The sequence below is a fragment of the Cryptosporangium aurantiacum genome (assembly GCF_900143005.1).
Lineage (GTDB): Bacteria > Actinomycetota > Actinomycetes > Mycobacteriales > Cryptosporangiaceae > Cryptosporangium > Cryptosporangium aurantiacum.
On the sequence record NZ_FRCS01000007.1, the window covers coordinates 1 to 12,931 of the forward strand.

Annotated in this window: 14 protein-coding genes and 1 pseudogene; 6 read left to right on the plus strand and 9 right to left on the minus strand. The window is 71.9% G+C overall.

Annotation, left to right across the window (positions count from 1 at the left end; all coding sequences use genetic code 11):
* Together BUB75_RS22790 and BUB75_RS22795 are read right to left on the minus strand one after the other, a co-directional pair.
* Nucleotides 1-1,529 (minus strand): 2-oxoacid:acceptor oxidoreductase subunit alpha (locus BUB75_RS22790; protein ID WP_073259827.1); only part of this gene is annotated, 1,529 nt, incomplete at its 3' end.
* A 187-nt stretch (nt 1,530-1,716) separates the two neighbouring features.
* On the minus strand, nt 1,717-2,613 hold the full coding sequence (locus BUB75_RS22795; RefSeq protein ID WP_073259828.1) for a DMT family transporter: 897 nt from the start codon (nt 2,611-2,613) through the stop codon (nt 1,717-1,719).
* On the opposite strand from BUB75_RS22795, the gene BUB75_RS22800 reads away from it, so the two are divergent.
* Both BUB75_RS22800 and BUB75_RS22805 read left to right on the plus strand, forming a co-directional pair.
* On the plus strand, nt 2,612-4,000 hold the full coding sequence (locus BUB75_RS22800) for an aminotransferase-like domain-containing protein (protein ID WP_073259829.1): 1,389 nt from the start codon (nt 2,612-2,614) through the stop codon (nt 3,998-4,000). The two genes, BUB75_RS22795 and BUB75_RS22800, sit on opposite strands and share 2 nt — an antisense overlap.
* Nucleotides 4,001-4,131: 131 nt before the next feature.
* Complete coding sequence (locus BUB75_RS22805; protein ID WP_218617715.1) at nt 4,132-6,423, plus strand: HelD family protein; 2,292 nt, start codon at nt 4,132-4,134, stop codon at nt 6,421-6,423.
* Between the two features lie 63 nt (nt 6,424-6,486).
* Here BUB75_RS22805 and BUB75_RS22810 read toward each other — a convergent pair whose 3' ends face one another.
* On the minus strand, nt 6,487-7,341 hold the full coding sequence (locus tag BUB75_RS22810; RefSeq protein ID WP_073259831.1) for a mycofactocin-coupled SDR family oxidoreductase: 855 nt from the start codon (nt 7,339-7,341) through the stop codon (nt 6,487-6,489).
* 89 nt (nt 7,342-7,430) lie between these two features.
* Here BUB75_RS22810 and BUB75_RS22815 point away from each other — a divergent pair, with 89 nt between their 5' ends.
* Nucleotides 7,431-8,363 carry a LacI family DNA-binding transcriptional regulator gene (locus BUB75_RS22815; RefSeq protein WP_073259832.1) on the plus strand — a complete coding sequence of 311 codons (933 nt, stop codon included), beginning with the start codon at nt 7,431-7,433 and terminating at the stop codon, nt 8,361-8,363.
* Nucleotides 8,364-8,405: 42 nt separating this feature from the next.
* Here BUB75_RS22815 and BUB75_RS22820 read toward each other — a convergent pair whose 3' ends face one another.
* Together BUB75_RS22820 and BUB75_RS22825 are read right to left on the minus strand one after the other, a co-directional pair.
* Nucleotides 8,406-8,777 (minus strand): VOC family protein, encoded by a 372-nt coding sequence (locus tag BUB75_RS22820; protein WP_073259833.1) that lies wholly within the window; start codon nt 8,775-8,777, stop codon nt 8,406-8,408.
* A 76-nt stretch (nt 8,778-8,853) separates the two neighbouring features.
* Complete coding sequence (locus tag BUB75_RS22825) at nt 8,854-9,972, minus strand: hypothetical protein (protein ID WP_143175358.1); 1,119 nt, start codon at nt 9,970-9,972, stop codon at nt 8,854-8,856.
* A 47-nt stretch (nt 9,973-10,019) separates the two neighbouring features.
* Here BUB75_RS22825 and BUB75_RS22830 point away from each other — a divergent pair, with 47 nt between their 5' ends.
* A complete protein-coding gene (locus tag BUB75_RS22830; protein WP_073259835.1) occupies nt 10,020-10,325 on the plus strand; it encodes a hypothetical protein in 306 nt (101 codons plus the stop codon).
* A gap of 12 nt (nt 10,326-10,337) precedes the next feature.
* Here BUB75_RS22830 and BUB75_RS22835 read toward each other — a convergent pair whose 3' ends face one another.
* The 3 genes from BUB75_RS22835 to BUB75_RS22845 are packed head-to-tail and all read right to left on the minus strand — an operon-like array spanning nt 10,338 to nt 11,699.
* On the minus strand, nt 10,338-10,652 hold the full coding sequence (locus tag BUB75_RS22835) for a hypothetical protein (RefSeq protein WP_073259836.1): 315 nt from the start codon (nt 10,650-10,652) through the stop codon (nt 10,338-10,340).
* A gap of 16 nt (nt 10,653-10,668) precedes the next feature.
* Nucleotides 10,669-11,130, minus strand: coding sequence for a VOC family protein (locus BUB75_RS22840; RefSeq protein ID WP_073259837.1), 462 nt, complete (start codon nt 11,128-11,130; stop codon nt 10,669-10,671).
* The gene (locus tag BUB75_RS22845) at nt 11,127-11,699 is read right to left on the minus strand and encodes a DinB family protein (RefSeq protein ID WP_073259838.1); all 573 of its coding nucleotides are present in this window, start codon (nt 11,697-11,699) and stop codon (nt 11,127-11,129) included. Before BUB75_RS22845 ends, BUB75_RS22840 begins: the two co-directional genes overlap by 4 nt.
* A 24-nt stretch (nt 11,700-11,723) precedes the next feature.
* Between BUB75_RS22845 and BUB75_RS22850 the strand changes: the two are divergent.
* A pseudogene (locus tag BUB75_RS22850) lies at nt 11,724-12,101 on the plus strand (WYL domain-containing protein); the annotation flags it as partial.
* Between the two features lie 14 nt (nt 12,102-12,115).
* The gene (locus BUB75_RS22855; protein WP_073259839.1) at nt 12,116-12,547 is read left to right on the plus strand and encodes a WapI family immunity protein; all 432 of its coding nucleotides are present in this window, start codon (nt 12,116-12,118) and stop codon (nt 12,545-12,547) included.
* A 3-nt stretch (nt 12,548-12,550) separates the two neighbouring features.
* Here BUB75_RS22855 and BUB75_RS22860 read toward each other — a convergent pair whose 3' ends face one another.
* Nucleotides 12,551-12,820 (minus strand): hypothetical protein, encoded by a 270-nt coding sequence (locus tag BUB75_RS22860; protein ID WP_073260229.1) that lies wholly within the window; start codon nt 12,818-12,820, stop codon nt 12,551-12,553.
* Nucleotides 12,821-12,931: the final 111 nt, after the last annotated feature.

Consider the following 12,931-nt stretch of genomic DNA (forward strand, 5'->3'; position numbering starts at 1 on the left):
ACCTCGAGGGCGGGGATCGAGCGGGCGATGCCGTCGATCTTGGCTTGGCGGGTGCGGACCATCAGGTCGTGGTTGGCCGGGTCGTAGGAGATGTTCCCGGATCCGTCGGCCTTCTCGATGCCCCCGATCCGGTGTTCCAGCCCCGGCGTGCCGGGCACCGCCCACGGCCGGGCCAGGGTCTCGGGATCGCGCAGGTAAGGCCAGAACTCGGGGCCGGCCGGACCGTCGTGGTTGGGTTCGGTCGCGAATTCCGTCCGCAGATCCGGCAACTCGTCCACGTTGGGGACGCGCCAGGGTTCGGAGCCGTTGGCCAGGTACCCGTCGGAGAGCACGAACACCGGGGTGCGGTAGGTGATCGCGATCCGCGCCGCCTCGACCGCCGCGTCAAAACAATCGCTGGGTGAGCGCGGGGCGACGATCGGCACCGGGGCCTCGCCGTTACGGCCGAACATCGCCTGCAGCAGATCTGACTGCTCGGTCTTGGTCGGCAACCCCGTCGACGGGCCACCGCGCTGAATGTCGACCACGACCAGCGGCAACTCCAGCGACACCGCCAGCCCGATCGTCTCGGACTTCAACGCGATCCCCGGCCCGGACGAGGTGGTGATGCCCAGCGCACCGCCGAACGAGGCACCCAGCGCGGCGCCGATCGCGGCGATCTCGTCCTCGGCCTGGAACGCCCGCACCCCGAACTGCTTGTGCTTCGAGAGCTCGTGGAGCACGTCGGAGGCCGGAGTGATCGGATACGCCCCCAGGAACAACGGCAACTCCGCCAGCTGCCCCGCCGCGAGCAACCCGTAGGCCATCGCCAGATTCCCGGAAATGTTCCGGTAGGTACCGGCCGGCATCGGCGCCGGCTTCACCTCATACGTCACCGAGAAATCCTCGGTCGTCTCGCCGTAGTTCCAGCCCGCCTTGAGCGCCGAAACGTTCGCCGCCGCGACATCCGGCTTCGTGGCGAACTTCTTCTCCAGGAACGCCACGGTCGCGTCGATCGGACGCGAGTACATCCACGAGACCAGCCCGAGCGCGAACATGTTCTTCGCCCGCCCGGCGTCCTTACGGGACAATCCGAGACCGTCCACGGCTTGCAGCGTCAAATCGGTCAGGCCCACCGCGTGAAGGTGATACCCGTCCAACGACCCGTCTTCCAGCGGGTTGGCGTCATAACCGACCTTGGCCAGCGCACGCTTCGCGAAATCATGCGTATCCACAATGATCGTCGCCCCACGCGGCAAATCACCCAGATTCGCCTTCAACGCCGCCGGGTTCATCGCCACCAACACATCCGGCCGATCCCCCGGCGTCATGATGTCGTGATCAGCGAAGTGCACCTGAAAACTCGACACCCCCGGCAACGTCCCCTGAGGCGCCCGAATCTCCGCCGGGAAATTCGGCAACGTCGACAGATCATTCCCGAACGACGCGGTCTCCGACGTGAACCGATCCCCGGTCAACTGCATCCCATCACCGGAATCCCCGGCAAACCGGATCACCACACGGTCCAACCGCTGGACCTGCTTGCTCACTCCGCTGTCCTCCCTCGACCGGCACCGCTTTCAGCCCTGCAAGCCACCGTCCCGGAGAGGACCGGAGCTCGAACACCTCGATGCCGGAGTGAGGCGCCCGTCAATCAGCCAGCCTCTGTCGCAACGCGCCGACGCGGTAGGCCGGTTCTGCTGTTGACCTCATAAACGTGGCTTATGAGGTAGGCGTTCAGCCGCGGCTGCGTTGGGTCACCGCGATGCAGCCGAGGACGACGAGCGCGGCGACCGGGGCGAGCGGCGAGAGGTGTTCACCGAGCAGCAGGACCGCCCACCCGAGCGTCAGCAGCGGCTGCGCGAGCTGGAGCTGGCTGGCCTTCGGCACCCCGATCAGCGCCATCCCGCGGTACCACACGACGAACCCGCCGAACTGGGACACCGCGGCGATGTACGCCATGCCGACGAGTGCCTCGCCGGTCAGGTGCACGGGTTCGACGGCGAGCGCGAGCACCGTGACGAGCGCGCTGACCGGCAGTGCGGCGACCACGCCCCACGCGATGACCTGCCAACCGGGCAGGTGCGCGGTGAGCCGGCCACCCTGTGCGTATCCCGCCGCGCACAGCAGCAGCGCGCCGAACAGGTAGATGTCGCCGAGCGTCGGCAGGCCGGAGCTCTGCTGCAACGTGAACGCGACGACGGTGAGCGCGCCGAGGCCCGCGGCGGTCCAGAACGTCCGGGAGAGACGCCGCCCGGTCAGCACGGACGACAGTGCGGCGGTCGCGAGCGGGAGCACGCCGATGACCACCGCCGAGTGCGCGGTGCTGGACGTTTGCAGCGCGAGCGTCGTCAAGAGCGGGAAACCGAGGACACAGCCGACGGCCACCGTCAGTAGGGCCGGCCAGTGCGCCCGGGCGGGCACCCGTGCACGCGCGCCGGCCAGGCAGGCAACGGCCAGCAGGCCGGCGAGCAGGCCGCGGACTCCGGTCGCGGTCCACGGACCGAAGCCGTCCAGCGCCCACACCGTGGCCGGGAAGCTGAACGAGAACGACACCACGCCGAGCCCGGCCAGGAGCGTGCCGCTGCGGACCGCTATCGGCGCGGGGCGAGTAGCGCTATCTTGTGCTGTCATGTACGACGGTAGCAGTACCGCACACCTGGTAGAAGCGCTGCGAACTGCGCTGAACCGCTACTCAGTTGGCGAGAAGCTGCCGTCGAGCCGCGCGCTCGTCCGGCAGTACGAGGTCAGCCCCGTCACGGTGGCCCGGGCGATTGCGGCGCTCGTCGCCGAAGGGCTCGTCACGTCGCGTCCGGGTGCCGGTGTGTTCAAGGCGAACCGCGCCGAGCGTGGCGTCCCCGGTGACGTTTCGTGGCAGGAGGTGGCGCTGAGCGCGGACGCGGGCGCCCGCGGGGTGGACGCCGCAGGCGTGCTGGCGACGCTGACGGCCCCACCGGCCGAGGTGGTCGACCTCAACGGCGGGTACCTGCACACGTCGCTGCAGCCGGAGCGGGCGCTGGCCGCCGCCCTCGCGCGGGCGGGACGTCGGCCCGGCGCGTGGTCGCGGCCGCCGGTGGAGGGGCTGCCCGAGCTGCGTTCCTGGTTCGCGAGGGACATCGGTGGTTCGCTCGACGGTGGGGATGTCCTGGTCACCGCCGGGGGACAGACGGCGCTGACCACCGCACTCCGGGCGCTGGCCGTTCCCGGCGCTCCGGTCCTGGTCGAGTCGCCGACCTATCCCGGCCTGCTCGCGGTCGCCCGCGCGGCGGGGTTGCGGCCGGTGCCGGTACCGGTCGACGCGGACGGCGTGCGCACCGACCTGCTCGCCGACGCGTTCGCGGCCACCCGGGCTCGGCTGTTCGTCTGCCAGCCGCTGTTCCAGAACCCCACCGGAACGGTGCTGGCCCCGGTGCGGCGGGCCGAGGTCGTCCGCATCGCCCACACGGCGGGAGCGTTCGTGGTCGAGGACGACTTCGCCCGGCGCCTCGTGCACGCCGACGCACCGCCGCTGCCGCCCCCGCTCGCCGCCGACGATCCGGACGGCGTCGTCGTCCACGTGCGATCGCTGACCAAGGTGACCTCCCCCAGCCTGCGGATCGGGGCACTCACCGCCCGCGGCCCGGCGCTGGAGCGACTGCGGGCGACCCAGATCGTCGACAGCTTCTTCGTCCCCAGGCCATTGCAGGAAACGGCACTGGAACTCGTCGGGTCACCGGCGTGGGCCCGCCATCTCCGGACGCTCGCGGTGGCGCTGCGCGACCGTCGCACGGCGCTGCTCGGTGCGCTGGCCGACCTCCGGCCGCAGTGGACGCCGTACGGGGGTTACCACCTGTGGCTGCGGTTGCCGGACGGCACCGACGAGCAGGCGGTCGTCGCGGCGGCGCTGCGTGAGGGGGTGGCGGTGACGCCGGGCGGCTCGTACTTCACCGCCGAAGCTCCCGGGCCATATCTGCGGCTGAGTTACGTCAGCACCGCTCATCCGGAGGACGGTGGCCACCGGTTGCGGCGGGCGTTGCGCTAGGGACCCAGCCCTTCTTGCCACTCTTATCGTATGGGCCCGTCAAGCCCGTTACATCGGCGTCGAAGCGGATTTCTGTGGCGTGACCCGTACATATGCTCGCTTGCATCCACGAATTCGCCCTGAGGAGCACTGTGCCCGACGCCAGAACGCAGGAGATCGCTGCGGAACAGCGAGTCGTCGACCGCGTCCACGAGCGGCTCGCGGAGATGCGCGCGCAGGCGGACGAGCTTGCGCGTGAAGGTCACGGACGGGCGGCGGGAGGTTCCGCCGCGGGACTGGTCGAGCGCGACGTGCTGGTTCGCAACGCCGCGGCGCAGATCGCGACGCTGGACGCCGAGAGCGAAGGCGTCGTCTTCGGCCGGCTCGATTTTGACGACGGCGACACGTATCACGTCGGCCGTGTGGGAGTGCGGGACGGGCTGGACCCGCTGCTGATCGACTGGCGAGCACCCGCCGCGGCGCCGTTCTACCGCGCGACCTCCGGCGAGCCGCTCGGCGTCGTCCGCCGCCGGGTCATCATCTCTCGCGGTCAGCGGGTCGTCGACCTCGACGACGACGTCCTGCTGCCGGACGACGTCGGTGACCTGCGCGTCCTCGGCGAGGGTGCGTTGCTGGCCGCGCTACGGCGGTCCCGCGGCCCGCACATGCGCGACATCGTCACCACGATCCAGCGGGAACAGGACGAGGCGATCCGGGCGCCCGCCCGGGGCGTCACGCTGATCAGCGGCGGACCGGGAACCGGCAAGACACAGGTCGCGCTGCACCGCGCGGCGTACCTGCTCTACACCGACCGGGGCCGGTTCGCCGACGGCCGGATCCTCGTCGTCGGCCCCTCGACCGTGTTCACGAACTACATCAGCCGGGTCCTGCCCTCGCTCGGCGAGGAGAGCGTGCACCTGCGCGCCCTCGGTGAACTCGTCGACGGTGTGACCGCGACCCGCCGCGACCGCGCCGAGGTCGCCGCGATCAAGGGCAGCGAGCGCATGCGCGACGTGCTCGCCGAGCTCGGGTGGCAACCGGCGCCGACGGCGCCGACTCGGCTGCGCCTCGTCTACTCCGGCGACGTGCTGACGCTCGACGCGGACGTCCTGGCCGAAGCCCGACGACGCGTACGCGCGCGCTGCGAGGCGACGGGGACGCCGCCCAACAGCGCGCGTCCGGTCGCCGCCCAGATCCTGCTCGACGCGCTGTGGGCCGGCGCAGACCCACGGCGGCGTCCGGACCGGGAGACGTTCGCCGGCGAGGTGGGCGAGCGGAACGAGTTCGGGGGTTTCCTGCGCGCCTGGTGGCCGGCCCTGATCCCGGCGGACGTGCTGTCCCGGCTCGCCGACGTCGATCGGATCGTCGGCCTGGACACGGCGGACGCCGCGGTGCTGGCCGCGACGTACGGTGATCGGGCCGACTGGTCCGTGGACGACGTCCCGCTGCTCGACGAGCTGTCCGCGCTGCTCGGCGACCCGCCGCCGGAGCCGAAGGGACCCACGCCCCTCTGGCAGCTCCGGGAGCTGTCCACCGGCCCGCGCTCGGTGGACACGTTTGTCCTCAGCTACGGCATGCACAACGGGTGGGAGGTGTACCAGCCGGGCCATCCGACGCCGTTCGCGTCCGCCGGAGCGCAGGCCATCGACAGCAACGCGGTCGCCGCCGCGCAGCGCTGGGCGGAGTTCGTCCTGCTCCGGGAGGGCCACAAGGTCGTCGGGTGGACGGACGGCTTTGATCCGCACGGCGAGGAGGGATACGTCCCCGAGCTGGAGGAACCGCTGCCGGTCGACGAGCCGGACGACGCACCCACCCCGGATCCGTACCGTCACGTGATCCTCGACGAGGCCCAGGACCTGTCGCCGATGGAGTGCCGGATGATCGCGCGTCGCGCCGAGTACGCGTCGATGACCGTCGTCGGTGACCTCGGGCAGGCCACCCACCCGCTGGCCGTCGGGTCGTGGCCAGAGCTGGTCGCGCGGCTCGGCAAACGGGAGGTCCGGACGCTGGAGCTGCTCACCGGGTACCGGGTGCCGCAGACGATCGCGGACTACGCGGCCCGGATCCTCGCCCCGGGGATCGCACCGACACGCTCGTACCGGCCCGGCGGCACGCTGTCGGTGCGGCACGTCGACGACCTCGCGACGGCGGTGCGGGACGCGGTTCGTGCGGCGCCGGACGGGGGATCGCTCGCGGTTCTCGTCGCCGACGACGCGGAGGCGGAACTCGCGCCGGTGGTCGCCGACCTGCCGGGCGTCGCCCTCGTGCCCGCCGCCACCGTGAAGGGGCTGGAGTACGACCAGGTGATCGTGGTGGAGCCCGCCGACATCGTCGAGGCCGAACCGCGTGGCCTCAACCGGTTGTACGTCGCGCTGACCCGCGCCGTCGAGGGCCTGACCGTCCTACACCGGAAGCCGTTGCCCGCGAGCTTGGATGACGTCTGACTCATGACGAACGCGGATCAGTCCAGCCCTGGCTGGACTGATCCGCGTTTCATAGCGCGGGTGTCAGCGGTTGGTGCGGCCGAGGTCGACCGGCAGCTGGATCCCGGTGACGTGACGCGCTTCGTCGGACGCGATCCACGCGACCGCCGCAGCGATGTCGTCGGCCTGGCTGATGCCGTCCGGAAGGCTGGGCATGTAGAGCACGCCGAGCTGCGGGTTGCTGTCGAGAACCGGGTGGAGCTCGGTCATCTGCAGCCCGGTGGCGACGCCGAACGGGTGCACCGAGTTGACCCGGATCCGGTACGGCGCCAGTTCGTTCGCGAGGGTCTTCGACAGGCCGGTAACGCCGTGCTTGGCGGAGACGTAGTCGGCGAGCATCGGCAGCCCCACCAGCCCGGCGACCGAGCTGGTGAACGTGATCGAGCCACCGGTGGCCTGCTCGATCATGATCGGGATCGCCGCCTTCGCGGTGTGGAAGGCACCGGTCAGGTTGATGTCGATCGTCGCCTTCCAGTGCTCGGCGTCGATCTCCCAGGCGCGGGCGGCGCTGGTCATCCCGGCGTTGGCGATCACCACGTCGAGGCGGCCCAGCTCGCCGACCCCGGCCTCGACGGCGGCCTTGACCCCGTCGAAGTCGCGGATGTCGGTCTGGCTGGTGACGATGCGCCGGTCCAGCTTCTCGACCAGGCGCACGGTCTCGGCGAGGTCCTCCGGGGTGGAACCGGCGTAGGACGTCGTCGGCAGGTCCGCGCAGATGTCCAGCGCGATGATGTCGGCGCCCTCCGCGGCCAGCCGGACGGCCTCGGCCCGGCCCTGCCCGCGGGCGGCGCCGGTGATGAACGCGACCTTGCCCTCGAAGCGCCGCGCGATCGGGGTGTTCGGGACCGGGGCTTCCGGGACCGGGTGCGGGGTGGTCATGGGGTGGGTCTCCTCGTGTCGCCGCTGACCTGCACTAAATCGCTTTAGTCGACGGTAGGGTATCGAGGAGCGCGACGGAAGGGGCAGCGATGCGGCGAGCGAGGGTCACGCTGGCGGACGTGGCGCGGCGCAGCGGGGTCTCGTCGGCCACGGCTAGCTTCGTCCTCAACCGGGTGACCGGCCAGACGATCCCGGAGGCCACCCAGGAACGGGTGCGCCGCGCGGCCGAGGAACTCGGTTACGTTCCGCACGGCATCGCGCGGGCACTGCGGGAGGGCACGTCGCGGCTGGTGCTGCTGAACGTCGGGCAGCTCCCGCGGCGAACCAGCCTGGAAGGGTTCATCGACGGGCTCGACGAGGAGCTCACCCGCCTCGGCCACGCGCTGCTCGTCCGCTACGGCGCCCCGACCCCCGGCGGGCTGCGCCACGTCGTCGACGCGGCTGCGCCGCGCGCGGTGCTCGACATCGCGCGCCTGTACGCCTCCGACGATCCGGACGCCCACGACGGCGGCTGGATCGCCGGGCTCGCCGCCCACACGCTGACCCAGATCAGCTATCTCGCCCGCCGCGGCCACACCACGATCGGGTTCGTGCTGCCCGCCGACCAGCGTTTCGCCCGGCTCGCCCAGCTCCGATGGGAGCAGGCCCGGACGGCGGCGGACGCGCTCGGGCTGCGCGCGCCGGTCTCGTTCACGGTCTCGGCGGATCGTGCCGAGGCCCGGGACCGCCTGCGCGACTTCCGGCACGCGCATCCCGCGGTGACCGCGCTCGCGGCGTGCGACGACGACGTCGCGATCCGGACGCTGGCCGCGCTGGGCGATCTCGGGCTGTCGGCGCCGGACGACCTGGCCGTGATCGGGTTCGACGACGCCGAGTTCGCGGCATTGTGGAGCCCCACGCTGACGTCCGTCCGGATCCAGGCGGTGGCGTACGGGCGATGCGCGGCGCGGCACGCGCTCGGCCTGGATCCGGGCCCGCTGCCGCGAGACCCGGCCACGGTGATCGAACGCGAGTCGGCCTAGACAGCCGTCAGGAGTGCGCGCGGCCGGCCGGGGCTGGCTCGGTCAGGCCTCGGCCCAGACGCCGAGCTCGTTGCCGCTCGGGTCGGTGAAGTGGAAGCGGCGCCCGCCCGGGAATTCATACGGCCCGGCCACGACCGTGCCCCCGGCCTTCCGCACTGCTTCCACCGACGCGTCGAGGTCGGTGGAGTAGAGCAGGACGAGCGGCCCGCCGGCCCGCACGTCGGTCTCCGGGCGCAGCCCACCCACCTCAGCGGAGCCCTCGCCCGCCCCTCGGATGCCGGCGTACCCGGGTCCGTAGTCGTTGAACTGCCACCCGAACGCGTCGGCGTAGAACCGCTTGGCGGCCTCGAGGTCGGTGGCCGGGATCTCGATGTAGTCGATGGCGTGGTGCCGGTGCGAAGTCGTCTCTGACATGGCCCGATTCTGCGCGCCCCCTACGACAATTCGTGTCCCTCGCTGAGGTATCCCTGCTGGGGCGGTAGCGCCGCGGTCAACGGGTTGCCGCAGTCCGGGCTTCGGCTGCGCGGATCAGTGGAGCGTCGGGGTCGTCCCGGCGGGCGTCGTCGAGGTAGCGGGCAGCGCTGACCGCGTCGCCCATGGCCGCGCAGGCCAGCGAGGCGAGCGCGTAGATGTCGCCCCGCATCCCGGGCGGCATGACGCGCGTGGCCCGGACGCTGCGCTCGATCGCGACCGGCCAGTTGCCGTCGAGGTACCCGACCTGGGCGGCCAGCACGTACTCGACCGGCAGCGACCGGACACGGGAGTCCGGGTCGGTGGTGCGTGCGCGGATCTCGTCGGCGACCGGTACCTGCTGGTCGGGAGTGACGTCGCCGCAGACCAGTGCCTGGAACAGCGTGGTCGTCAGCAGGGCGCGCAACACCGGTGTCATCGCGTCCGGCGGTCCGTCGAGCGCGGCGCGGAGCAAACGGGCGGCGTCGGTGGCGCCGGACAGCACACAGATCGCGTCGACGCGGAACGCGAGCAGCATGCTGTCGCTCCAGTGCGCGGGGACCGCAGGTAGGTCCGCGGTCAGCCGGATCACCTCGGCCCGGTCGCGCCGCTGGGCCGCGAGCACGACGGGTCCGAGCCGGGCGCGGCGACGGGCCTCGGACTCCGAGCGGGCTGCGGGCAGGTAGGCGCTCGGGCCGGTGAGCGCGAACTGCCCGACCGCGAGCACGAGCGCGCCCGCGCCGACTCCGAACAACAGGCCGGAGCCGGTGACTGCGCAGGTCACGGCCCCGGCGACGCCGAGAACGAGCCAGTAGGCGACCGCCGCGCGGAACGGCGTCCGTGGGTGCCGGCCGGGCCGAGCACCGTAGCCCCGCACGGTGACGCCGACCGGCGCCACGTGGACCTGCCGGGATCGGCCGGTGGGAGAGAAGCGGACCCACATCACTGGTCCGACGCCCACCGCCACCGCCGTGACGTCGCCCCCGGCTGCGGCCCAGACCACGCCGCCGAACGCGAGCGAGAGCACGGTCACGGCCAGGAGCCCGAGCAGGCTGCCGCAGACCGCGTCCGGGACGGAGTCGGCGGTGAGCCACACCCGGGCCAGCCCGGCCGAGACGAGGAGCCACACGATCACCAGCGGCCACGGACGCATCTTCACCGGGGCAGTATGAACGCCGCTGGTAGCGAGGGCGTACGGTCGGGCCTGTGCGTATCCCTACCGCAGCGATCACCGCAGGCTCCCTGGTCGGCGGGTGGCAGCTCGCCCGCCTGACCGGCAAGCGCCCCCTCGGCGGGTTCGTCCTCGCCGCCGGCGGCATCCTGGCCGGACGCGAGTGGGCCAGGCGGACGAGCCCGGCCGTGACCGGGGCACTCGTTGCGACGTACCTCGGTGCCTTCGGCCTCTCGCACCCGCTGGCCAAGAAGATCGGCCCCTGGCCGTCGGTGCTGGCGGTCTCGGCGCTCACCGCGGCCGCGTCCTACGCCGCCGCGGACCGCACCGCCCCCCGCTGACGGCCGGCCGCGCTAGGCCTCTCGGTACCGCTCGGCGAGGTCGCGATGGGCCCGCGCGGCGCGGAGGAGGTCGTCGATCGGGACGCCGATGCCGGGCATCCTGGCGAGCCGCAGGGCCTGCTCAGCGGCGTCCGCATGCTGTTCGGCGGCGAACTCGCGGCAGGCGGTGCAGGTGACGCCCTCCGGCCGGGAGGCCGTCATCGCGTACGGGACGCGCTGCCCGCAACCGGTCTCTACCGTCGTCGGCAGATCGCTGACCAGCCCGAACGCGTCGGCCAACACGATCCGAGTGGCCGCGTCGGAGTGCAGCTTCGCATCGACGTGCATGTCTGTAGTTCTTACCTCAGTCGAGGCAGAACTCGTTCCCTTCGGGATCGGCCATCACGAGGAAGCCGGTGCTCATCGGCGGTTCGGGCTCGAAGCGCCGCAGCCGTTTGGCTCCGCGCGCGACGAGCCGGTCGGACTCGGCCTCCAACGCGGCCATCCGCTCGTCGCCCTGTAGCCCCGGCGCCACCCGCACGTCGAGGTGGACGCGGTTCTTCGCGTCCTTGTCCTCCGGCACCTTCTGGAAGAACACCCGGGGGCCCTTCCCCTCCGGGTCCTCGATCGCCGATCGGGTGTTGCGCTCCTCCGGCGGAACCCCGACCCGGGCGAGGAACTCGTCCCAGACCGTGAACGGGTCGGTGCCCTCGGGCACCTCGACCCCGGGCGGCCCGGGGTGGACGTAGCCCAGGACGTCGCGCCAGAACGTCGACAGCGCCCGTGGGTCGTGGGCGTCGAAGGTGATCTGGACGTCGCGGCTCATCGGAGTGCTCCCGTCGTTGCGGTGTGCAGGTACAGGTCGCGCAGCAAGCAGACCTCCGACAAATGGTGGATCAGCTCGCGGTGGATGTGCAGCACGAGATCGGCCATCGGGGCGTCGGGGTACGGCTCGGTCGGGCCGAGCGGCGCCCGGAGCGCGGGCTCGTCCAGGCCGCGGACGCCGGCCAGCCAGGTGTCGAGCTGGATCTCGAGCTGCTCGAGCGCCTCGGCCGCGCTTCCGGCGTACTCCCAGCTCTCGTACGACGCGGCCGGCGCGCCGAAGTGCGTCGCGTTGCGCGCGGCGAGCACGCCGACGACGACGTGCCCGAGCCGCCAGGCGATCGTGGTGAACGGCGTGGGATCCGCCGGCGGAAACCCGAAGTCGATCGTGAAGTCACCCGCTCCGGCCTGCACCGGCGCGGTCGAGCTACCGCGCGGCCGGACGCTCCACGCGTCCGCCACCGGCGACCAGAAGTACTCGTCGTCGGTGAGGCCTTCCAGGCGAGATCGCACCTGATGATTCCAGTGGAACTCCCATTGCTCCCGTAGCGTCCGGTTCCAGTCGAAGTCCATGGGGCCACTCTGGCACTCCTCGCGGACAGGATGGAGGCCGGCTTCGACTACCCCTCCGGCGACCAGCGGCGACGGCGGCGGGTCGAGCCTTATCGGCTGGTGGACTCGGACCGGCGCTGGTACTTGTTCGCGTATGACCTCGATCGCGACGACTGGCGCAGCTTCCGGGCCGACCGGATGACCGGCGTGGCGGCACGGACCTGGGGCTTCCGTCTGCGGGAAGCGCCGGACGCGGCGACCTACATGCAGGAGGGGGTGGCCAGCCGGGCCTACCCGCACCAGGCGCGCTGTCTGGTGCACGCGCCCGCGGAGACCGTACGCGCCCAGACACCGGCGTCGGCGGCCGTCGTGCACGCACGGGGCGACGATCGGTGCGAGGTGGTCAGCGGCGCCGAGCGGCTTCTGGGGACGGTGCGGTGAACACCCTCATCGTGGGTTTCCCGGACACCGAGCACGTCGCGCTGCGGGTGCGCGGCCGCGCCTTCCCGGGCGCTACGAACGAGTGGGACCGAAGCTTCGTCCGGGTGGCGATCCACGTGCGGGCCGGCGCCTTCGCCGTGGACCTCGACGCCGCGCTGCAAGTGCCCGACTTCCACCGGTTCGCTGCGGGGCTGACGTCGATCGACACCACGCTCGCCGGTACGGCGGTGCTGCAGTGCCTGGAGGAGTGGATCACGCTGACCGTCGTCTGTGAACCCAACGGACGGCTGCGGGTGGCGGGGGAGGTCGCCGACCGGGCCGGGGGAGACGGCAACCGGCTGACGTTCGAACTGCACGGCCTGGACCAGACGTACCTGCCCGGCTGGCTCGCGCAACTGCACGAGATCAGCGAGGCGTATCCGGTCTAGGGGTCACGCCGCGATCGGCTCGCGGTCGGGCAGCCGGCGGGGTGCCTCCTGGTCGGTGAGGACCCCGAGGGCCCAGCGCATGCGCGGCGCCGCGGTCTCCGGGGAGTCCCCGTAGGCGGTGGCCATCGTGGCGACGCACCCACGCGTTCCGCCGCAGGCGTGGACGGAGGCCGCGATCGCGGCGCGGACCACAGCGTTGCCCGGGTGAGAGCCGGTCGGCAAGTCGCTGGCGAAGAGAGCGGCGGCGCGGGCGGAAAGCAGTTGGCTTCGCATGTGGACCACCTCCGAGGAGTGTCGTTGAGACCTGCTCAGCATGGACCTCCGACCGCGCCGCCCGCCTCAGGGAAACCACCCGCCCGTGGCTGGTTCTTCACTCAGGGTTGG